Annotated in this window: 21 protein-coding genes; 9 read left to right on the top strand and 12 right to left on the bottom strand. The window is 66.3% G+C overall.

Translation table 11 applies throughout. The annotated features are described in order from the left end of the window. Positions 1-13: 13 nt before the first annotated feature. From B133_RS0105835 to secA2, 5 genes are read right to left on the bottom strand one after another with little or no spacing between them, the layout of a single operon-like run. Entirely contained in the window at positions 14-913 is a 900-nt protein-coding gene (locus B133_RS0105835; protein WP_018599784.1) for a DUF881 domain-containing protein, read from the bottom strand. A 1-nt stretch (position 914) separates the two neighbouring features. Continuing rightward, positions 915-1,247, bottom strand: coding sequence for a small basic family protein (locus B133_RS0105830; protein ID WP_018599783.1), 333 nt, complete (start codon positions 1,245-1,247; stop codon positions 915-917). A 23-nt stretch (positions 1,248-1,270) separates the two neighbouring features. After that, positions 1,271-2,191: a DUF881 domain-containing protein gene (locus B133_RS0105825; protein ID WP_018599782.1), complete on the bottom strand. Its 921-nt coding sequence runs from the start codon at positions 2,189-2,191 to the stop codon at positions 1,271-1,273. 13 nt (positions 2,192-2,204) lie between these two features. Continuing rightward, the gene (locus tag B133_RS0105820) at positions 2,205-2,834 is read right to left on the bottom strand and encodes a CDP-alcohol phosphatidyltransferase family protein (protein WP_018599781.1); all 630 of its coding nucleotides are present in this window, start codon (positions 2,832-2,834) and stop codon (positions 2,205-2,207) included. Positions 2,835-2,844: 10 nt separating this feature from the next. Next, positions 2,845-5,178 (bottom strand): accessory Sec system translocase SecA2, encoded by a 2,334-nt coding sequence (gene secA2, locus B133_RS0105815; RefSeq protein WP_026256019.1) that lies wholly within the window; start codon positions 5,176-5,178, stop codon positions 2,845-2,847. 71 nt (positions 5,179-5,249) lie between these two features. Here secA2 and B133_RS0105810 point away from each other — a divergent pair, with 71 nt between their 5' ends. After that, complete coding sequence (locus tag B133_RS0105810; protein WP_018599779.1) at positions 5,250-7,181, top strand: ABC transporter ATP-binding protein/permease; 1,932 nt, start codon at positions 5,250-5,252, stop codon at positions 7,179-7,181. Positions 7,182-7,208: 27 nt separating this feature from the next. Next, positions 7,209-9,122 carry an ABC transporter ATP-binding protein/permease gene (locus tag B133_RS0105805; protein WP_018599778.1) on the top strand — a complete coding sequence of 638 codons (1,914 nt, stop codon included), beginning with the start codon at positions 7,209-7,211 and terminating at the stop codon, positions 9,120-9,122. Between the two features lie 37 nt (positions 9,123-9,159). Here the strand turns inward: B133_RS0105805 and B133_RS0105800 are convergent, their stop codons facing one another. After that, positions 9,160-9,846 carry a TetR/AcrR family transcriptional regulator gene (locus B133_RS0105800; protein ID WP_018599777.1) on the bottom strand — a complete coding sequence of 229 codons (687 nt, stop codon included), beginning with the start codon at positions 9,844-9,846 and terminating at the stop codon, positions 9,160-9,162. 108 nt (positions 9,847-9,954) lie between these two features. Here B133_RS0105800 and B133_RS0105795 point away from each other — a divergent pair, with 108 nt between their 5' ends. Continuing rightward, a complete protein-coding gene (locus tag B133_RS0105795; RefSeq protein ID WP_018599776.1) occupies positions 9,955-10,395 on the top strand; it encodes a nitroreductase/quinone reductase family protein in 441 nt (146 codons plus the stop codon). 15 nt (positions 10,396-10,410) lie between these two features. On the opposite strand, the gene B133_RS0105790 is transcribed toward B133_RS0105795, so the two are convergent. The 3 genes from B133_RS0105790 to B133_RS0105780 all read right to left on the bottom strand — a co-directional run bounded on the left by B133_RS0105790 (position 10,411) and on the right by B133_RS0105780 (position 13,649). Continuing rightward, positions 10,411-11,061 (bottom strand): hypothetical protein, encoded by a 651-nt coding sequence (locus tag B133_RS0105790; protein WP_085974249.1) that lies wholly within the window; start codon positions 11,059-11,061, stop codon positions 10,411-10,413. A 147-nt stretch (positions 11,062-11,208) separates the two neighbouring features. After that, positions 11,209-11,802 carry a LysM peptidoglycan-binding domain-containing protein gene (locus B133_RS0105785; RefSeq protein ID WP_018599774.1) on the bottom strand — a complete coding sequence of 198 codons (594 nt, stop codon included), beginning with the start codon at positions 11,800-11,802 and terminating at the stop codon, positions 11,209-11,211. A 284-nt stretch (positions 11,803-12,086) separates the two neighbouring features. Next, a complete protein-coding gene (locus tag B133_RS0105780; RefSeq protein WP_018599773.1) occupies positions 12,087-13,649 on the bottom strand; it encodes a carboxylesterase/lipase family protein in 1,563 nt (520 codons plus the stop codon). Positions 13,650-13,759: 110 nt separating this feature from the next. Here B133_RS0105780 and B133_RS0105775 point away from each other — a divergent pair, with 110 nt between their 5' ends. Further along, positions 13,760-14,095, top strand: coding sequence for a multidrug efflux SMR transporter (locus B133_RS0105775; protein WP_018599772.1), 336 nt, complete (start codon positions 13,760-13,762; stop codon positions 14,093-14,095). Beyond that, positions 14,095-14,418, top strand: coding sequence for a multidrug efflux SMR transporter (locus tag B133_RS0105770; RefSeq protein ID WP_018599771.1), 324 nt, complete (start codon positions 14,095-14,097; stop codon positions 14,416-14,418). The genes B133_RS0105775 and B133_RS0105770 overlap by 1 nt, the downstream gene beginning before the upstream one ends. Here the strand turns inward: B133_RS0105770 and B133_RS0105765 are convergent. Next, positions 14,387-15,601 (bottom strand): MFS transporter, encoded by a 1,215-nt coding sequence (locus B133_RS0105765; RefSeq protein ID WP_036418971.1) that lies wholly within the window; start codon positions 15,599-15,601, stop codon positions 14,387-14,389. The two genes, B133_RS0105770 and B133_RS0105765, sit on opposite strands and share 32 nt — an antisense overlap. Before the next feature lie 192 nt (positions 15,602-15,793). Between B133_RS0105765 and malQ the strand changes: the two genes are divergently transcribed. The 3 genes from malQ to B133_RS0105750 all read left to right on the top strand — a co-directional run bounded on the left by malQ (position 15,794) and on the right by B133_RS0105750 (position 19,944). Next, positions 15,794-17,923, top strand: a complete 2,130-nt coding sequence (gene malQ / locus B133_RS0105760; RefSeq protein WP_026256017.1) for a 4-alpha-glucanotransferase — start codon at positions 15,794-15,796, stop codon at positions 17,921-17,923. An 82-nt stretch (positions 17,924-18,005) separates the two neighbouring features. Next, complete coding sequence (locus B133_RS0105755; RefSeq protein ID WP_018599768.1) at positions 18,006-18,431, top strand: hypothetical protein; 426 nt, start codon at positions 18,006-18,008, stop codon at positions 18,429-18,431. A gap of 97 nt (positions 18,432-18,528) precedes the next feature. After that, a complete protein-coding gene (locus B133_RS0105750) occupies positions 18,529-19,944 on the top strand; it encodes a serine/threonine-protein kinase (protein ID WP_026256016.1) in 1,416 nt (471 codons plus the stop codon). 49 nt (positions 19,945-19,993) lie between these two features. On the opposite strand, the gene B133_RS0105745 is transcribed toward B133_RS0105750, so the two are convergent. Continuing rightward, on the bottom strand, positions 19,994-20,503 hold the full coding sequence (locus B133_RS0105745) for an NUDIX domain-containing protein (protein WP_018599766.1): 510 nt from the start codon (positions 20,501-20,503) through the stop codon (positions 19,994-19,996). Positions 20,504-20,915: 412 nt separating this feature from the next. Between B133_RS0105745 and B133_RS0105740 the strand changes: the two genes are divergently transcribed. After that, positions 20,916-21,215 carry a hypothetical protein gene (locus B133_RS0105740; RefSeq protein WP_018599765.1) on the top strand — a complete coding sequence of 100 codons (300 nt, stop codon included), beginning with the start codon at positions 20,916-20,918 and terminating at the stop codon, positions 21,213-21,215. 69 nt (positions 21,216-21,284) lie between these two features. Here B133_RS0105740 and B133_RS0105735 read toward each other — a convergent pair whose 3' ends face one another. Next, a complete protein-coding gene (locus B133_RS0105735; RefSeq protein WP_018599764.1) occupies positions 21,285-21,848 on the bottom strand; it encodes a hypothetical protein in 564 nt (187 codons plus the stop codon). Positions 21,849-21,884 lie beyond the last annotated feature (36 nt).

The raw sequence follows: 21,884 nt of genomic DNA, 5'->3' as shown, positions 1-21,884 counted from the left end.
GTCGCTCGGAAGCTCACTTGACGGGCTGAGCGTATTGGCGCGGTTTCGGATGCCGCAAGGCGGTCACGTCGACCCGCTCGGCTTGTTGTACCACCATCGTCCCGCCAACCCGCTTGATACTGTCCATCGCGCCGCCAGGAATGTTCATCGCCGCTGCGAGCGTGGGGGGATCGCCAATCGCCAGAACCGAATAGGGCGGCTGCAGGGCGACGTTGTCGATCATGAGCCGGCCGGGTGTGCCGACCACCCACGTGTCGACGCCGACGCGTACAGCGCTTTGCTGATCCGCCCCACCGCCACGGATCTCGATGGCCTCGGCGCCAGCCGCGCGCAGTTCGTTGATGACATCGAGCATGGTCTCGGCCGACACCCCGGGCGCGGTATCGGCGATGGTCAGGGTCACGCCGGGGCCCGTCGCCCCGACCGTACCGATCTGGATGGACAGGGCGGCCAAGCGGGCCTGGGCGTTCTCGATCGCTGCCTGATCGCTGCTGCCCGACGCCTGGAGCTGTTGCAGCGTCCGCTGCAGATCGGCTACCTCCGTATTCAGCGATGCCTCGCGCTGCTGCAGAGAATCCAGCAGGATCAACAGGTCGGCCGGACGCGCGGTTTCCAGAGAATCACCCGAATCGTTCTGCCGGACCTGGGTGACGATCGCCACTCCGAGCAACACGCACAGCAGCAGCCCGAGCGCGCCGAACATCAACTGGGAGCGGCCCCGTTGCATGACGGCAAGATTCGCCCACCGGTTGCGCGGCATGTCGGCGGGCATCTCGTGCCGGCCGTGATGGTCCGCCTTGTGCAGACCGGTCTCCGTGACGTCCGGGGACGCATTCTCGCCGGCCGGAGCATGAGCCGCCTCGGGCGGGCGGGCGGGCAAATCAGCGTCCTGCGGGTGCTCGGCTTCACTCATGTCAGGCGCCGAACAGCCTGCGGCGCAACGCGGCAGCGTTGCCGAAGATCCGGATGCCGAGCACTACGATGATCGCCGTCGACAACTGGGTGCCCACTCCCAACTGGTCACCGACGTACACGATCAACGCCGCGACCAGCACGTTGAAGACGAACGAGATGACGAACACCTTGGAGTCGAAGATGCGTTCCAGGTAGGCGCGCAGCCCGCCGAATACCGCATCGAGCGCAGCGACGACGGCGATCGGCAGGTAGGGCTCGACGACCTCAGGCACGCTGGGATGAAACACCAAACCCAACACGATCCCGACGACAAGTGCGGCGATTCCGATCATCTACCCGGTCAATCCTGTGTATCTCAAGGTCGTCCAATCTGCTTGGCGAAGTTGACATCCCGCACCGGCACCGCCGGCACACTGAGGCTGTCACCGGCGCTCACGCTGACCTCGACACCGTACGAGGTCTCCAGCAACCGCAGCCGTTGCAGCCCGGGGCTGCGGTCGAAGGCGTCGGCCATCCCATGCGGTGGGCCAATGGCCACGATGGCATACGGACTCGTGATCGGCTGATTGTCGACCAAGATCCCACCGCCGGCCTGCCGGATGGTGACTCCCGCACCGATCCGCACGCCGCCGACCGCAATGGCCTCGGCGCCACTGACCCACAGCGAATTGACCACGAGTTGCAGGTCACGGTCGAGGATCACCTGCTGGCTGCCCGCCACCCGCTGCTTGGACACGTCGCTGAGGTCCTTCGACATGCCCGGATCGGTCACTGTGACGGTCAGACCCGGACCGATCATCGGTGTTGCGGCGGCAACGATATTGGCGGTATCGAGATTGCTGAGCAACCGTTGGCCGTTCTCGTCCATACCCAGTTTGGCGTGTCGCTCGGCATCCACTTGATCCGTCAGCGCATCCCGCGTAGCACTGGCATGTCGCGTGGCGGCCTCCACCGCCCGCACTCGGCCGGCCAGGGTGTGCTGGGCCTCTCGGGCAGCCGGGGCCGTGATCTGGGCCTGCGCGGCCGCGACCGCGAAAACGGTGGCAATCGCCAGCGCGGCCAGCACTTGCCAGGCCCATTCGCCGAGCCGGCGCCGCGGTTTGGCACCCGTCTCCCGAGCGGCGGCCGCCGCGGCATAGCCGGGGTCCAGATGCTCTGACAGCAACGACTGCAGCAGTGACGGCACCGGGATACGCGCCGGCGCGTCGGCGTCGTGGGTGTTCAGCCCGGCGCCTGAGGCATAGCCCCCGAGTTCGCTGGCCCCAGAAGTGCTCATGGGCACTCTCGGCTCATCGCGGCACCTTCGGTAGGTGGCGCACCACCAACACCACCTGAATCAGATACAGCACCGCCGACCACAGATACAGCGCCATGCCCCAGATCAGGAATGCCCAGCCGCAGTACAGAACCACCCTGCTCCACAACGCATCCCACTGTCCGAGCAGAACCGGAGGAAACCCCGCCATCAGCGCGAACGTGGCAGCCTTGCCGATGTAAGTCACGGGCAGGGCGGTCAGCCCGCGGCTGCGCACCACCGGCAGGGTGGCCGCCAACACGAGATCGCGTCCGATCAACGTGGCCACGAACCACCACGGCACCACGCCATACAGCGCCAGCGCCAGCGGGACGGTCACCATGTAGATCCGGTCCACAAGTGGATCCAGCAGTTCACCCAGCCGCGAGGACTGGTTGGCAATCAGGCGGGCGATCTTGCCGTCGGCCCAGTCCGAGAACCCGCTGAACACCAACACCGCGACCGCCCACGCGTTCGCGTGAACGCTGAACAGCAACCACAGGAACACAGGCACCAGCACCAGCCGCAGCACGCTGAGCGCGTTGGGCACAGTCACTATCCGGTCCGGCACCGCGGTCGCGTCCGGAGCCGCGCGCCTGCCCTTGGGAGCAGGCGCGTTGTCCATAGCTAAAAACTTAGCGGAACACCCCGGGCAGGCTCAGTGCAGACATGGTGTCGTCGTTGAGCGGGTTGTCGTGAACCATGTAGGTCCACGTCGAGGTGGGCCGCGCCAGTTTGGACAGATCGACGCCGGGTTCGTCCTCGATCGAGTCCGCTGTGTCGAAGGTCTGCTGGGCCGCCTCGATGGCGTCGGCGGCCAGCGAGGCGAACGCGTCCACGGCCATCCGGTGGAACTCGTCGAGTGGGTTCTGCCTCCCCAAAGCCCTCAGGTGGATGCTCTCGCGGATATCGGCAAGGTACGCAAGATGCTCGCACCAGCCGCGGTCCAGGTGATACAGCATGATCAGCCGGCAGATCTTGACCAGCTTCTCTTCGCTGCCCTCGCCAAGAATTTCGACGAGACTGTCGTAGCGTTCCGGCGAACGTTCCCGGAGCTCGTCACGCGCGGTCTCGGTGCGTAGCAGGGTGTCACGGCGGTCCACGATGATGGCGCGCTGCTGGGCGATCAGCTGGTTGTAGCGCCAGGTGTTGGCGTGCACGTCCAGCAGCCGGCCCTCCGCCACGCGCTGGGCGTGGTCGAGCAGCCCGGCTGCCTTGGGGTTGACGATCCGGCCGTTCTCGTCCGTCTCGGTCGGGAGTTTGCCGCCGTCTAGGTGGGCGGCCACCACGTCGTCCTCCCAGCTGGAGAAGAACACCGACGAGCCCGGATCGCCCTGTCGGCCGGCACGGCCGCGTAGCTGATTGTCCAGCCGCTCGGTGTGGTGCCGCCCGGTGCCGACCACGTGCAGACCGCCGAGTTCGGCCACTTCATCGTGACCGGATTCATCGGACCCACCCAGTCGGATGTCGGTACCCCGCCCGGCCATCTGGGTGGACACCGTGACCGATCCGAGCTTTCCGGCCTCGGCGATCACCGCGGCCTCCTCGGCATCGTTCTTCGCGTTGAGGACCACGGCGGGAACCCCGGCCTTGACCAGCTTCTCGTGCAGCTCTTCGGATTCGGCGACATCGTGGGTGCCGACCAGGACGGGTTGTCCGGTCGCGTGCACCTCGGCTATGTGCTCGACGATCGCGTCGGCCTTGGCCGCGGCGGTGATATACACCCGGTCGGTTTCGTCCTCGCGGATGTTGGGCATGTTCGGCGGGATCGGCGACACGCCGAGCTTGTAGAACTGACGCAGCTGCTCACCAGCAGCGAGTGCGGTGCCGGTCATGCCGCATACGGTCGGATAGCGGTTGACCAGCGCCTGGACGGTGATGGTGTCGAGCACCTCACCGGTCTCGGTGGTCTCGATGCCCTCCTTGGCTTCAACCGCGGCCTGCAATCCGTCGGGCCAGCGCTGTAGCGAAGCGATACGGCCCCGCGAGGCGTTGATGAGGTGCACCGCGTTGTCGCGCACGATGTAGTGCACATCGCGCTGCAGCAGCACGTGTGCGTGCAGCGCCACGTTGACCTCGGTGAGCGTGGTGCCGACGTGCTCCTCGGAGTACAGGTCGATGTTGCCCAGTCGGGCCTCCAACTTACGGGCCCCGGCGTCGGTGAGGTGCACGTTGCGGTTGTCGTCGTCGGTGTCATAGTCAGTGCCCGCGGTGAGTTCGCCGACCAGTCGGATGACCTCGACCCGGGGCTGTTCGCGGTGGCTCGTCCCCGCCAGCACGAGCGGCACCAGCGCCTCGTCGACCAGCACCGAGTCGGCCTCGTCGATGAGCGCGACATCGGGGTTGGGCGATACCAGGTCGGCGACGTCGGTGACCAGCTGATCACGCAGGACGTCGAAGCCGATCTCGTTGACCGACGCGTAGGTGACGTCACACTCGTAGGCCACGCGGCGCTCCTCGGCCGTCGAATCCTCGGTGATCCAGCCGACGGTCAGTCCCAGCGCCTCCAGCAGCGGACCCATCCATTCCGCGTCGCGTTTGGCCAGGTAGTCGTTGATGGTGATGACGTGCACATTGCGTCCACCGATGGCGTAACCGGCCGCGGCGATCGCGCCGGACAGGGTCTTGCCCTCGCCTGTCGCCATCTCGACGACGTCGCCGGCCATCATCCGCAGCGCGGCCAGCAACTGCACGTCGAAGGGACGGAGCCCGGTGGTCCGTTCGGCGGCCTCACGGGCGATGGCCAGGAACTGCGGAATGTCGGCAGCCTCGGCCAGGTCCTCCAGCTGCAGCAGTTTGGCGGCCTTGGTCAGCTGCTCGTCGTCGAGACCGGCGGCCTTCTCCTCGAACTTGGCCGCACCTGTGACCTCCGAGAGCGAACGGGCCTCGTTCCGCTCGGTGGTGGCACCCAGTAGCTTCCAGAACTTGCTGCTCAAGCGCCCCGGTTTGGCGCTGGACGTCTTCGGCACATGTTCACGTTACGCGGCAGCGGATCCGCGTCCGCCACGCCCGTGGCGGCATCGGAGGGTACCTTGCCCGCATGGACATGTTCACCCCGTCACTCGACTGGGGCAACGAGTGGGGCGCGTCGCTGAAGTGGATCGCCACGGTGTGGCTGTACACGGCGATACCAACCCTGATCGTGCTTATGTTGGTCGGGCGGTTCACGACGTGGGGTCGGCAGTGGTGGCGCATCACCGGCGCCTACTTCACGGGCAGGAACAGCGTCACGGTCTGGGTATGGCTCGCGGTCCTGCTGGTCTCGGTCGTCGGCGGCGTGCGCATCGATGTGCTGATGAGCTACTACGGCAACGATCTGATGTCGTCTGCGCAGACGGCCTTCGAGGGGATCGGCGCGGGCAATCAGGCGGTCAAGGACTCCGGGATCCACGGCTTCTGGTGGGCCCTCGTCCATTTCGGCATCCTCGCCACCATCCACGTGGTCCGCGTGATGCTGGACCTTTTCCTGATGCAACGCTTCACGCTGAGGTGGCGCGCGTGGCTGACCGACCGACTCACCGGCGACTGGCTCAGCGGCAGGGCCTACTACCGCAGCCGGTTCATCGATGACAGCATCGACAACCCGGACCAGCGTATCCAGTCCGACATCGACATCTTCACCAACGGGATCGGCCCGTTGCCCAGCAATCCCAACACCTTCACCAAGAGCACGTTGCTGTTCGGCGCCATCGACGCCATCGTGAGTGTGGCCTCGTTCACTCTCATCCTCTGGAACCTGTCCGGTCCGCTGACGATCTTCGGGTTTACGTTGCCCAGGGCGATGTTCTGGATCGGTATCGTCTACGTTCTGGTCGCCAGCATCGTGGCGTTCTGGATCGGCCGCCCGCTGATCCGCCTGACCTTCAACAACGAGAGGTTCAACGCCGCCTTCCGGTATGCGTTGGTCCGGTTGCGCGACGCGGCCGAGGCTGTGGCGTTCTATCGCGGAGAGGTGGCCGAACGGCTGCAGCTGCGGCAACGGTTCGCCCCGGTGGTCGCCAACTACAAGCGCTTCATCAACCGGTCGGTCAAGTTCTACGGCTGGAACCTGTCGATTTCACAGATCATCGTTCCGCTCCCGTGGATCATTCAGGCCCCACGCATGTTCGCCGGGCAGATCAAGCTCGGCGACATCTCGCAGACATCGTCGGCGTTCGGCAGCATCCAGGGTGGTCTGTCGTTCTTCCGGAACAACTACGACGGCTTTGCCGGTTGGCGTGCGTCGATCATGCGTCTGCACGGCCTGGTCGTGGCCAACGAGGAAAGCCGGGCATTGCCCGAGCTCACGGTCGAGGCGGGCGACGACTGCCTGGTCGAACTCGAGGACGTCTACATCAACACGCCTACCGGCGAGACGTTGATCGAGGACCTCGATCTGCGCCTGCACGCAGGCGACACCCTCATCGTCACCGGCCAGTCCGGTGCGGGCAAGACCACTCTGCTGCGTTCGCTGGCCCAGTTGTGGCCGTATGCCACCGGCACGTTCCGCTGCCCGCAGGGTGTCGAGGAAACGATGTTCCTGTGCCAGCTGCCCTACGTGCCGCTCGGCGATCTGCGCGCCGTCGTTTCCTATCCGAAGAAGCCGGGCGAGATTCCCGACGAGACGTTGCACTGGGCCTTCGAACAGGTCGCGCTGCCGCAATGCATCAAACGCCTGTCCGAGGTCGCCGACTGGGCCAAGGTGCTCTCACCGGGCGAACAACAGCGCATCGCGTTCGCCCGCGTGCTGCTGACCAAACCCAAGGCGGTCTTCATGGACGAGGCCACCTCGGCACTCGACGAGGGCCTGGAATACATGCTTTATGGATTGGTTCGCAAACACTTGCCGGACACCATCCTGGTCAGTGTCACGCACCGCAGCACGGTCGGTCAGCACCATGAGCAGCACCTCGAGCTGCTCGGCGAAGGGCGCTGGCGGCTCGGCGAGACCGATGAGAACTCCGCTCGCAATCCCGCGTTGGTAGACCAGTAGCAGCCTGTCCGCCGGTACCTTCCCGGCATGGAGATGTTCACCCCGACGCTGGACTGGGGCAACGAGATCCTCGCGTCGGTGCTGTGGGTTGCCAAGGCATGGGCCCTCAGCGCACTCGTGCTGTTGGCCGTCCTGGCGGTGGTCGCGCGGGTGACCACGTGGGGCCGCCAGTTCTGGCGGATCACCGGTGGGTATTTCACGGGGCGCCAGAGCATGACGCCCTGGGTGCTGTTGTCTGTCCTGCTGCTGTCGGTACTGATCTCAGTACGGATGGACGTGCTGTTCAGCTACTACGCCAACGACCAGTCCTCGGCTTTGCAGGTCGCCTTCGAGGGCGCCGCGGCGGGTGACGACGCGGTCCGCAATTCCGGTGTCAGCGGGTTCTGGCGCTCGATCATGATCTTCGCGCTGTTGGTCGCGGCCGACATCACCCGCACGCTGCTCGACCTGTACCTGATGCAGTACTTCATCATTCGCTGGCGGGTGTGGCTCACCGACCATCTCACCGGCGACTGGTTCGGTGACCGCGCCTACTACCGCGCCCGTTTTCTGCCGTCGTTCGGCGGCGAACCCGTCGACAATCCGGATCAGCGCATCCAGCAGGACATCGACGTGTTCACTACCGGGACCGGACCGGAGACCAACACCCCGACGGTCGGAACCGCCCAGACCCTGATGTTCGGTTCGGTGAACTCCGTCGTCTCAGTGGTGGCGTTCACTCCGATCCTGTGGAATCTCGCCGGGCCGCTGACGATTCTGGGAGTGACGGTGCCCAAGGCGTTGTTCTGGATCGCCCTGGTGTGGGTGGCGGTCACGACCGTGGTGGCGTTCTGGATCGGCCGCCCGATCATCCGGTTGACGTTCCGCAACGAACTCACTAATGCCGCGTTCCGGTACGCACTCGTGCGCATCCGCGACGCCGCCGAAGCGGTGAGCTTCTACCGCGGCGAGCACACCGAGCGTGGCGCGCTCGCGCTGCGCTTCGCCCGGATCATCGCCAACTACCGCAGGCTGGTGCGCCGGGGCGTGGCTTTCCTCGGCTGGAACCGCTCGATCAGCCAGATCATCTCCCCGCTACCGCTGATGGTGCAGGCCCCGCGGTTGTTCGCCGGAGAACTCAGGCTGGGCGATGTCATGCAATCGGCGGGGGCTTTCGGCTCGGTGCAGAGCTCATTGAGCTTCTTTCGCGCCGTCTACGACGCATTCGCCGGCTACCGCGCCGCGATCATCCGGCTCGACGGACTGGTCACCGCGAACGAACAGGCGAGGACGCTACCGAGATTGGCGGGTGCCCCCAGTGTCGACGGCGCGCTTGAGATCGACGCTGTCGAGGTGCGCTCACCGACCGGCCAGCTCCTGCTGGACGACCTCGATCTGCGGCTGGCGACCGGCGAGGCTTTGGTGATCACCGGCCCGTCCGGAACCGGCAAGACCACGCTGCTGCGCACCCTCGCGCAGTTGTGGCCGTTCGGCTCGGGAACGGTCCGGTTTCCCGACGATCACCGGGTGATGTTCGTGTCCCAATTGCCCTATGCCCCACTCGGCGACCTACGCACGGTGGTCAGCTACCCGGCGGCGAGCGGCGCGTACGGCGACGACGCCATCCGGGATGCCTTGGCGACGGTCTCGTTGGGGCATCTGACATCTCGACTGGACGAGGATTCGGACTGGTCGAAGGTGCTCTCCCCCGGCGAACAACAACGCATCGCGTTCGCCCGCGTGCTGCTGGCCGAGCCGCGGGCGGTGTTCCTCGACGAGTCGACCTCGGCGCTCGATGCCGGCCAGGAATTCGCGATGTACACGACGTTGCGCAGCCGGTTGCCGGACACGATCGTCGTGAGTGTCAGCCACCGCAACACCGTCGAACAGCATCACGACCGGCGCCTCGAACTGCTTGGCGCCGGCCGTTGGCAGCTCACCGAGCTGCGCACTCCCGCCTAGTTTGGGCGGGCCGGGGCGTGCCGCTTATCCAGCCGCATCACGTGGCCAACACGTCGACCAGCAGACCGATCTGAACCTCGAACACCAGCCCCGGGTCCGTGAGGGTGTCGGCACCATACTGACCGAACACCTCAAGGCTCACCGCACCGACCAGCGCCGCCCACAGCAGAAAGCACTTCGCCAGCACACCATCACCGCCGGGAAAATCGAACTCCGCGCGCAAGCGATCGAAGTCATCCGAAAGTGGTTGCGCCACAGCACCACCCGACTCTCCGACGGCCCCGGCGGCAATTCCATCGGCCACCGCCGAGAACAGTGCAGCCACCACCCGGGTCCCCGGCCCAATAGTGCGCTCTGCCGGTGCGTGATATCCGGGTACCGGGCTCCCGTACAGCAGCGCCCAGCGCGCAGGCTGGTCGATCGCCCACCGGCGGACCGCGCATGCCATTTCCAACAGCCTTGTCCGCCAGTCTGATTCGGCAGAAAGCCCCGCCGCGGCTTGATCGACCACGTCGGCCAGTTCGGAATAGGCATCGACTACCAGCAGTGTGAGCAAATCATCGCGGTCGGCAACGTAGCGGTAGATCGCCGAAGACACCATGCCGAGCTCGCGCGCAATGGCCCGTAGCGACAGTCCGGCCGCACCCTCGGTGACCAGATGCCTCCTGCCGATCTCGACGATGGCCGCCTCGATGCGCTGCCGACTCTCCTGCCGTTTGCCCACGGCGGCAGTCTGCCACAACCGAGATCAGTGCTCTTGAATTATTGCCCCGATCGTGTCACGATGTAATTCGAGAGCGCTGCTCTTGTTTCTGCCTACAGGAGGCTGACGATGACCTCGCGATACGACGCACCGGGCCTGCTGGCTCGTACCGGCAACAACCTGATCCGCCGGCTCGCCGAGGCCGGTGTCAGCATCGCCGGCACCACCGCCCTGCGTGTGCGAGGCCGGCGCACGGGGCAGACCCGCACGGTAGTGGTGAACCTGATGTCGGTGGGCGGCAGGGACTTCCTGGTGTCACCTCGCGGTGAAACCCAGTGGGTCCGCAATGCCAGGGCTGCGGGCGAGGTGGAGACCGGGACACGCCGGCGCAGTTCGACGCGCCGCCTGACCGAGGTTCCCGATGAAGCCAAGCCCGCACTGCTGCGGAACTACCTCGCGCGGTGGTACTGGGAAGTCAAGGGCCACATGGCCGGGTTGACACCGCAATCGTCGGACGTCGAACTGCGGGCCACAGCCCCGTCCATCCCGATCTTCGAACTGCTCGACTAACGCCGTAGCCAAGCGTCAGTGGCCATCGACCTGACTGGAGGCCTGCACCATGCCGCGGGCCTGACCACTGGCGCTCTGCCATGACACCGCGGCCGGGAACTGCCCCCAGGTGCTGTTGAACACACCGACGATGGCGGCCCGCCCATCCGGCGTAACGACGTACACCGGGCCGCCCGAATCGCCCTTCTGGCTGACCACACCGTGGGCCATGGTGAACCAACCGTTGTTGACGGCCTCGACGTTTCCGCAACTCTCACCGGTGATCACGCCGAAATGACACACCGGAAGGCCCGGGGTCGCCACCGCGCCCGGGTCGTCGACGAGCATGCGGCCACCAGGCAGGATGTTGTTCACCGCGACATCGCCCGCCAGTTGGATCGTCTCCCAATCGGCGATCGCATGATCCGTATCAACCGTGGCGCCGTCAGGCGTGTTGTCTTGGAACGACATCTGCTGACCGATGAAGTTGCCGTCACGGTCACCCACCGGACCACTACCCCGACAATGTCCGGCGGTGTAGGCCACCCGGGACACCGGATCGACAAAGCCCAGGGTGCACACGTTGGTGTCCTGGCGAATCTCCATGCCCGGGTACACCAACACTCCAGGGTCGGCGGAAGCCGGCGCAGACGACAAGGCCAAGGCCGATATCGACGTTGCCGCCACGAGCAACGCCCGCGAGAGGAGCAGCCACGGCTGGAGCACGACAGTGCCTCCGATCTGGTCTGGTATCCGCCGAGTTTAGCGGCGGACGACGATGGCCCGGACCGAATGGTCCGGGCCATCGTCGTCAGGACGTTGGCGTCCGCCAGGTCAGGGAATCGTCAGAACCTGGCCGGGATTGATCAGATCCGGGTTCGCGATGCCGCTGGCGTTGGCAATCTCCTGATAGCGGTTGCCGTCGCCGTAGAACCGCTCGGCGATCGCCCACAGCGTGTCGCCCGACTCCACCGTGTAGGTGCGCGGCTCGGGGGCCGTCGGCGGGGCGGCGGGTTCGGGTTCCGGTGCGGGTGCCGGCTCTTCGACCGCGGCCAGCTCGGGCGCGGCGGCTTCAGGGGCCGGGGGTGGCGGCTCGGTGGTGTCGGTCTTCGACGACCAGGCCGGTCCGTCGGCGGCGTAGAGCACCAAGTTGCGGTCGTCCTGAAGGACGAGCTTCACGTTCTTCTTGCCCTTGGTGTCGGTGTGCCACACTGGCTTCTCCGACGTATAGAGCACGAAGTTGCCGTCGGTCTGCACCTCGGCGCGCACGACGTCTTGTCCGTTGGTCTCCGTCGACCAAACCGCCTGGTCACGCGCGTACAGCACCAGGTTGCCGTCATCCTGCAGCGTCAGGGTGTATGCGCCGTTGTTGGAAGTGAGCGATCCGCCCTTCTCGAGCTTCTGCCCTTCGGTCAGTGTGTCTCCCACTCAGATCCCCTATCGCTACGCGGCCGGCCGGATCGAGCCCGGCTGCGGGTGAGCTTACTGATCTTGGATTTACTTGTGGGGCGTTATGCTCACCGCAATTCGAAACAGCGGGCCAACTCCCAGTGACATCTCAGCCGGGCGAGCCGAAACACGCACCCGAGCCGGCCCGCCATCCACGTCACGATCCCACCGCCGTTGCTCCGTTACTGCCGCAGCGCCGGGTGCAAAATCTAAGCACACCAACAGTTTCCACACGTCGAATCGGCTCCACCGAACGCCACGCTTCAGCGGAAGTTCAGCACCTCGTCGCCCCAGGCCGTACGAAGGTCACGGTCCGGGTCGGCGACCGTCTTGTCCTGCTTGTCGATCAACAGGACCGCACGGTCGTCGCGCCGGTACGGGCGCCACACCGGCTCCCCGGCGGCACCTGCGGGTGCACCGGTGGTGGCGAAGTTGGTCCAGCGGCGGCGGATGCGCTCCGACACCGCCCGACCGTGCTTGAGCCCACCCAGCTTGAACGTCGGGTCCTTGGGACCGGCAACCAGATTGCCCCACACGAAGGGCAGCTCGGTGGCGTGTGCGGCACCGAGTCGCAGTAGCCGCAACATCGGGGTGGCGAAGTCGAATCGGTAGAAATAGACGGGTGCCACGGCACTGTGCCCGTCGGCGAACCACAGCGACGGCATCCGAAATCCGATGTCGCGGGCCACACCCATACCGCGGGCCTTGGTACGCAGGCCCGAATACGCAGCGGCGATCTGGGCCTCCGTCGGCAGCGACAATCCGGGCTGCTCGGCGGCGATACCGTCGAACATCGCCCGGATAGCTTCCGGGGTGATTGGCATCAGCGGCGACTTCATCCAGCGGAACAACGCGGCCTCGTGCTTGTTGGTCCCGATGATCAATGGCACCGGGAGTGTGCGGCCCTCGCGCGCCAGCTTCACCGGATAGTCCGGCACCACGTCGCCGTCGACGATAGGAGCGAATGCCAACGTGCCCGGCATCTGTTCCGGCACCAAGTTGAACATCCGCCGGGAGACCGAGAGCACGGCCGAGACCGGCACCTGAGCCATCCGTCCGACGTCGTCGGGAGCGATGCCCAGCCCGTCGAGAACCTGACGTGCCACCCGGCGGGACCGTTCGGCGTCGTAGATCGAGGTGACCGGGGAACTCTGGGCAATCGCCGCGTTGAACAGACCCCCGGCAGCCGGGCTGGCCAGCAGCGTGGTGACGATGCCACCGCCTGCCGATTCACCGAACAGGGTGACGCGGTCCGGGTCACCACCGAATGCGGCGATGTTGTCGCGCACCCAGCGTAGGGCGCACAGCACGTCGCGCAGACCCAGATTGGTGTCGAAACGTATACCGGCTGTGCTCAATTCGGTCAGGTCGAGGAATCCGAAAGCACCCAGCCGGTAGTTGACGGTGACAACGACCACGTCGCCCTCGGCGGCCAGCATCTGGCCCCGGTACAGCGGTTGACTGGCCGAGCCCAGGACGTACGCCCCGCCATGAGCCCACACCATCACCGGTCTACCGTCCCCCGGCTCGGCATCCGCAGGCGCCCAGACATTGAGCACCAGGCTGTCCTCGGCCTGGGGCCCACCGAGATCGATCGGAATCCGTGGATCGACAAGTTGCGGGCAGACCGGGCCCACCGCGGTGGCATCGGCGACTTCCTGCCATGGCCGAGGCGGTTCGGGTGCGCGCCAACGCAACTCTCCTACCGGGGCGGCGGCGTATCGAATTCCCTGCCACACCTTGACCGTTCGGTCATCGGTTCCGCGCACCGGTCCGTAGGTGGTGTCGACCACCGGGCCGTCGGCGGCAACGGTGGGTTCGGACATGACCGGCTCCTCGATGATGCGACGACTGCCAACGTACTGCCACCGACTGGGCGATGAACCCCGACTGGGCCTCGTTCTCTAGGACACCGACCTTTCGCTAGGTTGGTGCGGTGCGGAAGTGGGCGTTGCTGATCGCGGCGATCGCCACCGAAGTCGCGGCCACCCTGTCACTACGAGCCTCCCAGGACCATGCGGCCTGGATATTCGTGGTGGTTGTCGGCTACCTCGGTGCGTTCGCGCTACTGACCATGGTGCTGCGGGCGGGCATGCCGGTCGGTGTGGCCTACGGCGTCTGGGGTGCGCTGGGCACCGCCACCACCGCGGTCCTTGCCGCGGCGTTGTTCGGCGATCCGTTCACCTGGCCGATCGCTGCGGGCATCGGCCTGATCATCGCCGGGGTACTGCTCGTGGAGCTCGGATCACCCGCAGAGGACGCGCAGCGATGATGTGGGTGGTGCTGAGCGGCGCGATTCTGTGCGAGGTGTTGGCGACCCTGGCGCTGCGGGCATCAGATGGATTTCGCCGCAAGGCCTGGATCCTGCCGGTATCGCTCGGGTACGTGGTGTCCTTCACCTTGTTGTGGTTCGCGTTGTCGTTGGGCATCCCCGTCGGCATCGCTTACGGCATCTGGACCGCATGTGGCGTGGCCCTGGTCGCCGTCGCTGCCAGGTTCTTGTTCCACGAGGCCCTCACGCCCGTCATGATGATCGGCATCGCGCTCATCGTGTCGGGCGTGTTCACGATCGAGCTGGCAACTGCGGCACACTGAGCACGTCGTGAGTGCTGCCCAACGCCCCGGCCAGCGCCATCACCAGCACGCCGGCCACCGGCACGATGAGCAGGCCGACACGTAGTCCGGCGGCATCGGCGACGACGCCGACCAGCAACGGCGCACCGAAGAACCCCACCCGCATCAGCCACGTCACCGCCGTCAGCCCCGTGCCCGGCCGCAATCCGGGCAACTGGTCGGCACCGTGCATGGCGGCCGGGATCAGGGTGGCTACCCCCAGCCCGGCAGCCGCGAAACCTGCAATCGTCGCGGGCACGCTGGGGAACGCGAGCGCAGCGCCCATTCCCGCGGCCGTGACGAGGCCACCGGCGCGCACCACGGACCGCTCGCCGAACCGGTCGACCAACCGGTCCCCGAACAGACGGCCCACGAACATGAATCCGACTACCGCGATGTAACCGAACGCGGCGACAGCCGAGGGCGCCTGCAGGGTGTCCCGCAGGTATAGCGTGGCCCAGGAGCTTCCGGCATCCTCCACGGTCGCCCCTGCGATGGCGATCACGACCAGCGCCAGCAGGGTCAGGTAGACGCCGGTGCCCGGCCGGTTTACCGCACGGGCCCGCACAGCGGGGTGATCCTCATGATCGTTCCCTGCGAGCAGGAAGCGGTCGGCGACGAGGACCACTGCGCAGACCATCACCGCCACCACCGCGAGGTGGGTGCCGCGCGGCACACCGAGGGCGATCACCGCGGCGCCGGTCAGTCCTCCGAGTATTGCCCCGACCGCCCACACCGCATGGAACGAGTTGATGATGGACCGGCCATAGGCGCGCTGCACCCGCAGGCCGTGGGCGTTCTGAGCCACATCGGTGATCGCGTCGCAGGCGCCACCCAGGAACAGCGCAGCGGCCAGCACGGCCGCGCTGTGCGTCACCGCCGCAACGACCACGAGAACCGCCAGCGCAACTGTGGCGACCACGGCGACCCGGGCCGACCGGTAGCGCCGGATCAGCACGCCTGCGGCCAGGCCGGCGACCAGCGCACCGGCCGAGAACGCCGCCACGGTAGCGCCGTAGGCGGCGTTGCTCAACTGCAGGTCAGCCTTGATCTGCGGATAGTGGGGCACCAGATTGGCGAAGATCGCCCCGTTGGTCAAGAACAGCGACCCGACGGCGACGCGGGCCCGTAGCAGTGGGGCCGAATCGACCCGTACCGAAACCACTTCGGCGACGATACCGCCCGTCAGACGGCGGTAGACACCAACCGATCGCCGACCCGCCGCAGGTCGGCGGGATGCGCCGCCTCGTTGACCGGGTAGCGGTTCGGGGCCTCCGTGGACCTGCTGATCCGCGATGTCGACTGACGCGATCGGGCTGTGGACAACCAAGATGGCACCATGCACCAAGATGGCACCATGACTGGATTGCCGCAGACCCTGGTGGAGCTGGCCCGGCGCTACGGCGTCGCCACCGAGTACCACGACTGGACCGGACGCCGGACCACGGTGTCCGAATCGACGCTGGTGGCGGTGCTGGAGGCGTTGGGGGTGGCAGCCGGGACCGAACAGGACCGCGCCGCCGCGGTGAGCGACCACGAGCGCAGCTATTGGCAGCGTTCGCTGCCGCCGATCGTCATCGGCCGAGCCGGGTGGTCTACGGCGTTCTGGGTCCATGTGACCCATGGCGACCCCGTCGACGTGACGCTGCGCCTGGAGGACGGCAGCACGCGAACCGGGTTGCACCAGCTGGAGAACAATCGCCCCCCGTTCGATCTCGGTGACCGCCTCGTCGGTGAGGCCACCTTCGAACTACCGGCCGATCTTCCGCTTGGTTATCACCGACTGCACCTCGCGGCCGGGAACTTCCATACCGAGACACCCGTGGTGATCTCCCCTGCCACGCTGACCCTGCCGCCCCGGCTCGGTGACCGGCGCGGCTGGGGGGTCTCGGTGCAGCTGTACAGCGTCTCGTCGCAGAACTCCTGGGGTGCCGGCGACCTCACCGATCTAACCGATCTCGCTGTGTGGTCAGCCGCTGCCCACGACGCCGATTTCATCCTGGTCAACCCACTGCACGCAGCCGCACCGACTCCTCCGATGGAGCCGTCTCCGTACCTGCCCACATCGCGCCGCTTCGTCAACCCGTTGTATCTGCGGGTCGAAGCCATCCCCGAGTACGCCGACGCGCGCCACCGCGGCCGTATCCGCAAACTGCAGGTAGACATCGCCGAGCGGGCCCGGCGCCGCGAGCTGATCGATCGCAACAGCGCGTGGGAGGCCAAATCGGCCGCGCTGAAGCAGGTGTACCGCGTACCCCGGTCGGCCGGCCGCGAGCTGGCCTACACCGCGTACCGGGCCAGGGAGGGACGCGCGCTCGACGATTTCGCGATCTGGTGCGCGCTGACCGAAAAACACGGGCACGACTGGCACAACTGGCCCATCGAGTTGCAGCATCCGCACAACCCCGAGGTCGCGGCGTTCGCGGCCGCCAATCCCGCAGCCGTCGATTTCTACCGCTGGCTGCAGTGGCAGCTCGACTGCCAGCTGACCGCCGCCCAGGCCACCGCGGTGCAGGCCGGGATGGCGCTGGGAATCATGGGTGATCTGGCGGTGGGCGTCGACCCCGACGGTGCCGACGCCTGGGCCCTTCAGGACGTGATGGCGCTGGGCGTCACGGCGGGCGCACCGCCCGATGAGTTCAACCAGCTCGGTCAGGACTGGTCGCAGCCGCCGTGGCGGCCGGACCGGCTCGCCGAGCAGGCCTACGAACCGTTCCGCGCGCTGGTCTCCATGGCGTTACGGCACGCGGGTGGCCTGCGCATCGACCACATCATCGGCATGTTCCGGCTGTGGTGGATTCCCAAGGGCGCGGCCCCCACGGAAGGCACCTACGTGCGCTATCACCACGACGCGATGATCGGCATCATCGCGCTGGAGGCGCACCGCGCCGGGGCTGTCATCGTCGGCGAGGACCTCGGCACCGTCGAGCCGTGGGTGCGCGATTATCTGCGCGACCGCGGCCTGTTCGGCACCTCCATCCTCTGGTTCGAGGGCGACGACAGCGGCGCGCCGCTGCCCGCCGAACGCTGGCGCGAGTACTGCCTGTCCTCGGTCACGACACATGACCTGCCGCCGACCGCCGGATATCTGGCCGGCGACCACGTGCGGCTACGTCAGGAACTCGGCCTGCTCACGCGGCCTATCGAAGTCGAGCTGGCCGAGGACCAGGCCGCGCAGGATGCATGGTTCGCCGAGCTGCGCCGGGTCGGCCTACTTGACGCCGAGGCCGGTCCCGAAGAGATCGTGACGGCGCTGTACCGCTATCTGGGGCTGACCCCGTCCAAATTGTTGACGTTGTCGCTGGCCGACGCGGTAGGCGAATTCCGCACGCAAAATCAGCCAGGCACCACTGACGAATACCCCAACTGGCGCGTACCGCTCGGTGGCCCCGACGGCCGTCGCCTACTCGTCGAAGACGTGTTCGGCAATGCCCGGGCGGCGACTCTCTGCGACCTGATGGCGGCGCTGGTGCAGTCGCGTGTGTAACACCAGACGACGCTGCAACGGTTTCACAATCGTCACAGCTGCGATATGTTCGCAGCTCAACCCGAACGTTCGGAGACTTGACGTGAACAAGCAGCTTCTTGTGCTCGGTGGTGGACTCGCCGCTGCCGGCGCGATCACCCTGTTCGGCGCGGGCACCGCGGCCTCGCAGCCCAATTCCGGCGCCGCGGTCAACGTCGTCGGCGAGCCGTACATGAAGGCGCTGCAGATTCTCAAGAGCCAGGGTGTCAAGGCGTACTTCGGCGGGTCGTTCGGCAGCGCATTGCCGCAGTCCCAGTGCCTCGTGGACGCCCAGAAGGTCACCTCTCAGGGCCGGATGCTGCTGACGCTGGACTGCACCGAGCACGCGTTGGAACAGCTGCAAGAGACCCAGAGCTCAGGCGGGGCGCCGGGTGCCCCGCACGTGGGCTCCAACGGCGTGACCACAGTGACGCCGACACCGGTGGTTCCGATCGCCGGCGCACCGGGCGCGGGAACCCCGGCGGGCTAATCCGCGACGCCGGCGACACCCTGACCTGCGTGTCACGGGCCGGAGAGGGTGGCCATCTCACGCCCGATCCGTAGGGCGCGACGGTACTATTCCGCGCATGCCGCTGGCCCCTGGTGCGACGTTTGCGGGATACACGATTGTCCGATTGTTGGGGTCCGGCGGGATGGGCGAGGTGTACCTGGCCCAGCATCCGCGGCTGCCTCGGCAGGATGCGTTGAAGGTGTTGCCGACGGCGGTGTCCGCCGACGGCGAATATCGCGAACGGTTCAACCGGGAAGCCGACATCGCCGCGTCGCTGTGGCATCCGCACATCGTGGCGATCCACGACCGCGGCGAGCACCAGGGGCAGCTCTGGATCTCGATGGATTACGTCGACGGCACCGATGCCGCCAAGGCACTGCGAGAGCGGCACCTCAGCGGTATGCCCAAGGATCAGGTGTGCGAGATCATCTCCGCAGTGGCCGAGGCGCTCGACTACGCCCATCAACGCGATCTGTTGCACCGCGACGTCAAGCCCGCGAATATCCTGCTCGCCCAACCAGCTCCCGACGAACAGCGGATCCTGTTGGCCGACTTCGGTATTGCGCGCTATGCCAATGAGGCCAGCGGGCTGACCGCGACCAACATGACCGTCGGCACCGTGGCCTATGCCGCCCCCGAACAGCTGCTGGGACATCACCTGGATGGACGGGCCGACCAATATGCACTGGCAGCCACGGCTTTTCACCTTCTGACCGGCAAGCCGCCGTTCGAGAATTCCAACCCCGCCGTGGTGATCAGTCAGCATCTGTCATCCGCTCCGCCGGCACTGGCCGCAAACCACCCCGATCTCGCCCCGCTCGACCCGGTGCTGGCCAAAGCCATGGCCAAGAATCCCAAGGACCGGTTCGAACGCTGCGTGGATTTCGCTCGGGCACTACGTCATCAGCTCGATGCCGGAGACGCCGACGGAACCCAGCTGGCGCCGGTGGCTGCCGCGCCGCACCGAAGCCTGCTGCGGCCGGCGGTGCTCGTTCCCGCGGTGCTCGCGACGTTGTTGATCGCGGCGATTGTCGTTGCGACAGTGGAGTTCCGGCGCGCCGACGAGCGTCCGATCGCGAAAACGACGGTAACCACCACTCCGGTCATCACGCCGGTGAGCACTATGGCCGTACCGCCCCCGCCCCCGCCCCCGCCACGCACCGACAGCGCGACTACCGTGACGACGACTGTTATGACGACGGCTCCGGCCACCCCTGCCGCGGTGGTGATCGGTGCCAACTGCGCTCCCCCGGGTGCGACGGGCACTACCGCCGGCGGCGCCACGGCGTACTGCTCGACGCTGCAGACCACCGGTACGTCGATATGGTCACTCACGCAAGGTGATATCCCGAGCCCGACAGTTACCGTCGATCCCACCGAGGAACAGTTGCCGGTCGCCGAGGAGTCACCGGTCCGGGTCTGTATGCAGCAGACCGGCATGACCCGGCGGGAATGCCGTGAGTCGATTCGCCGCAGTAACGGTCTGCGATGAGCCTCGTTGTCGCGGACCGGTTGGCGCTGGCACGGCCGGGCATTGATCGTCAACCCACTCGAGGCGCGGCCGCTGCATCACCTTCGTGGTAACCCGCCAGCGGCGGGGCGGCCATCAGCTGGTCCAGCAAAGGCCGCTGGCCGGCCAACAGCTTCTCCCGGGCCGCAGCCACCGGAAGCCATGCGGCGCGGTCGATCTCGGGAAACTCGCTGATCTTGCCGGAGCCCTTCGGCCACTCGATCGTGAAGGTGTTGCTGTGGACGACGGTCGCATCGAAGTCGCCGCATACCGCGAACACGGTGACCACCTTGCCGCCGGCCTGCCGCACCGGGGCAAGGTCCAATCGGGGCCCGTCGGGCGCCGGCGCGCCCAGTTCTTCGGCGAACTCACGCCGGGCCGTCGTCCACGCATCCTCACCGTCGGCGTATTCCCCTTTGGGGACCGACCAGGCTCCATTGTCCTTGCGCGCCCAGAACGGCCCGCCGGGATGGACGATGAGCACTTCTACACCGCCCTCGGTGATGCGGTACAGCAACAGCCCGGCGCTCAGTTTCGGCATTGCCTGCACCCTACGGGCACGCGCCCGGGGCGCCCGACCGCGTTGCCCTATGGTCTGCAGCTGACGGACATGGGCCCGAGGACGTTCTCGGCCAACTCACGGCGATGGGTGTGACGTTGGATCTCACGCGGCTACCGCGGTGAATATTGCCCCGACCACTTTGCTGAAGCGTTGTAGCGAGCGTCACGCAACAAACTGAGACGGCCGTCTCAATCTGGCCGTTCGGTGACCCAGCCCGACAGTTCTTTCGATCGCCGAGCAGATTTTTTGCGTCTGGAATTAAATCGCCGAACTGCTGGTTTAAGCCGAAGTAACCAATTCAGCAGGTAGTGAAAGTTTACGCATGAGCGCCGCAGGCACTGGGGTCGTCACCCTTCGGCGGATAACCAAAGAACGAAAGAAGGCACAGAAGATGAAGAAGTTTGGATTAGCTACAGCACTTGTTGGCACGGCCACCGCGGCCGTCATCGGGGTCGCCGGACCGGCGCAAGCAGCTCCCACCGGACCCGGAAGCGCCCAGCAGACGATCTCTGAGCTGGAGGCACAGGGATACAACGTCATCGTCAACCGGACCGGCTCGACGCCGCTGGACCAGGCCACCGTCGTCTCTGTACGGCCGGGCCAGAAGTTCTCGCAGACCGATCACCGCAACCCGGGCAGCGATCTGCAAACCACCGTCACCGGCAAGACGGTTTACGTGGACGTGAAGTAACGCAAAAACAGAACCAAACGTCAAGGAGGGGCGCCCGATTCGGGCGCCCCTCCTTCGTGTTCGACGTGATCAGACCCCTTTCCAGGCGGATTGGATCTCGGTGCCGATGTCTATGACCTTGGCCTTCTCCGCTCCCGGGCTGTCGATCTCACCGGCCACATGCGCGGCGATGAATCGCCTGATCTCGGCATCCACCCCGGCCAGGATGCGCAGCACCTCGGCGCGCAGCGATTTCGAGGTGACGTGGATCGAGATGTCTGACGGCCGCGGCTTCTTGACGTCGAGGATCAGCAGCAGCGGTTCGGCCGCCAGTGCCGTGGCGCGCAGCGCGATCTCGCCGAACACCATGAACTTTGGACGGTCGATCCTCAGGTCGATCACCATGTCGATCTCGAGCGGTATCCGGATGGAAAACGTGATCGTTTCACCGACATTGCGTGTCACCCGCGGCTTCTGGATCGTCACGTGCGCTGTGACTTTGGCGATCTTGCCCGGTCCCTGGCCGATAGGGCCGATCTCGAATTCGTCGCCGGCGATCGATCCGATCGCGTCACCGACGCGTTCCTCGGAGACGGCGATCTCGAAGAACCGACGCCCGAATTCCTCGTAGGTGATGTAGTCGTGGTCAACCATGGTTCTGATACGGTCTCACGTCCACCTCCGGTGGCG

The organism is Mycobacterium sp. 155, assembly GCF_000373905.1.
In the GTDB taxonomy this organism is placed as follows: Bacteria; Actinomycetota; Actinomycetes; order Mycobacteriales; family Mycobacteriaceae; genus Mycobacterium.
The sequence above is the reverse complement of the archived record's forward strand: the minus strand, read 5'-3'. Positions and strand labels throughout refer to the sequence as shown.

What these genes read in the sequence shown, in the direction of transcription:
- B133_RS0105835 (WP_018599784.1), bottom strand. Translation starts at nt 913, where the DNA reads ATGAGTGAAGCCGAGCACCCGCAGGACGCTGATTTGCCCGCCCGCCCG.
- B133_RS0105830 (WP_018599783.1), bottom strand. Translation starts at nt 1,247, where the DNA reads ATGATCGGAATCGCCGCACTTGTCGTCGGGATCGTGTTGGGTTTGGTG.
- B133_RS0105825 (WP_018599782.1), bottom strand. Translation starts at nt 2,191, where the DNA reads ATGAGCACTTCTGGGGCCAGCGAACTCGGGGGCTATGCCTCAGGCGCC.
- B133_RS0105820 (WP_018599781.1), bottom strand. Translation starts at nt 2,834, where the DNA reads ATGGACAACGCGCCTGCTCCCAAGGGCAGGCGCGCGGCTCCGGACGCG.
- B133_RS0105810 (WP_018599779.1), top strand. Translation starts at nt 5,250, where the DNA reads ATGGACATGTTCACCCCGTCACTCGACTGGGGCAACGAGTGGGGCGCG.
- B133_RS0105805 (WP_018599778.1), top strand. Translation starts at nt 7,209, where the DNA reads ATGGAGATGTTCACCCCGACGCTGGACTGGGGCAACGAGATCCTCGCG.
- B133_RS0105795 (WP_018599776.1), top strand. Translation starts at nt 9,955, where the DNA reads ATGACCTCGCGATACGACGCACCGGGCCTGCTGGCTCGTACCGGCAAC.
- B133_RS0105780 (WP_018599773.1), bottom strand. Translation starts at nt 13,649, where the DNA reads ATGTCCGAACCCACCGTTGCCGCCGACGGCCCGGTGGTCGACACCACC.
- B133_RS0105770 (WP_018599771.1), top strand. Translation starts at nt 14,095, where the DNA reads ATGTGGGTGGTGCTGAGCGGCGCGATTCTGTGCGAGGTGTTGGCGACC.
- malQ (WP_026256017.1), top strand. Translation starts at nt 15,794, where the DNA reads ATGACTGGATTGCCGCAGACCCTGGTGGAGCTGGCCCGGCGCTACGGC.
- B133_RS0105750 (WP_026256016.1), top strand. Translation starts at nt 18,529, where the DNA reads ATGCCGCTGGCCCCTGGTGCGACGTTTGCGGGATACACGATTGTCCGA.
- B133_RS0105745 (WP_018599766.1), bottom strand. Translation starts at nt 20,503, where the DNA reads ATGCCGAAACTGAGCGCCGGGCTGTTGCTGTACCGCATCACCGAGGGC.
- B133_RS0105740 (WP_018599765.1), top strand. Translation starts at nt 20,916, where the DNA reads ATGAAGAAGTTTGGATTAGCTACAGCACTTGTTGGCACGGCCACCGCG.
- B133_RS0105735 (WP_018599764.1), bottom strand. Translation starts at nt 21,848, where the DNA reads ATGGTTGACCACGACTACATCACCTACGAGGAATTCGGGCGTCGGTTC.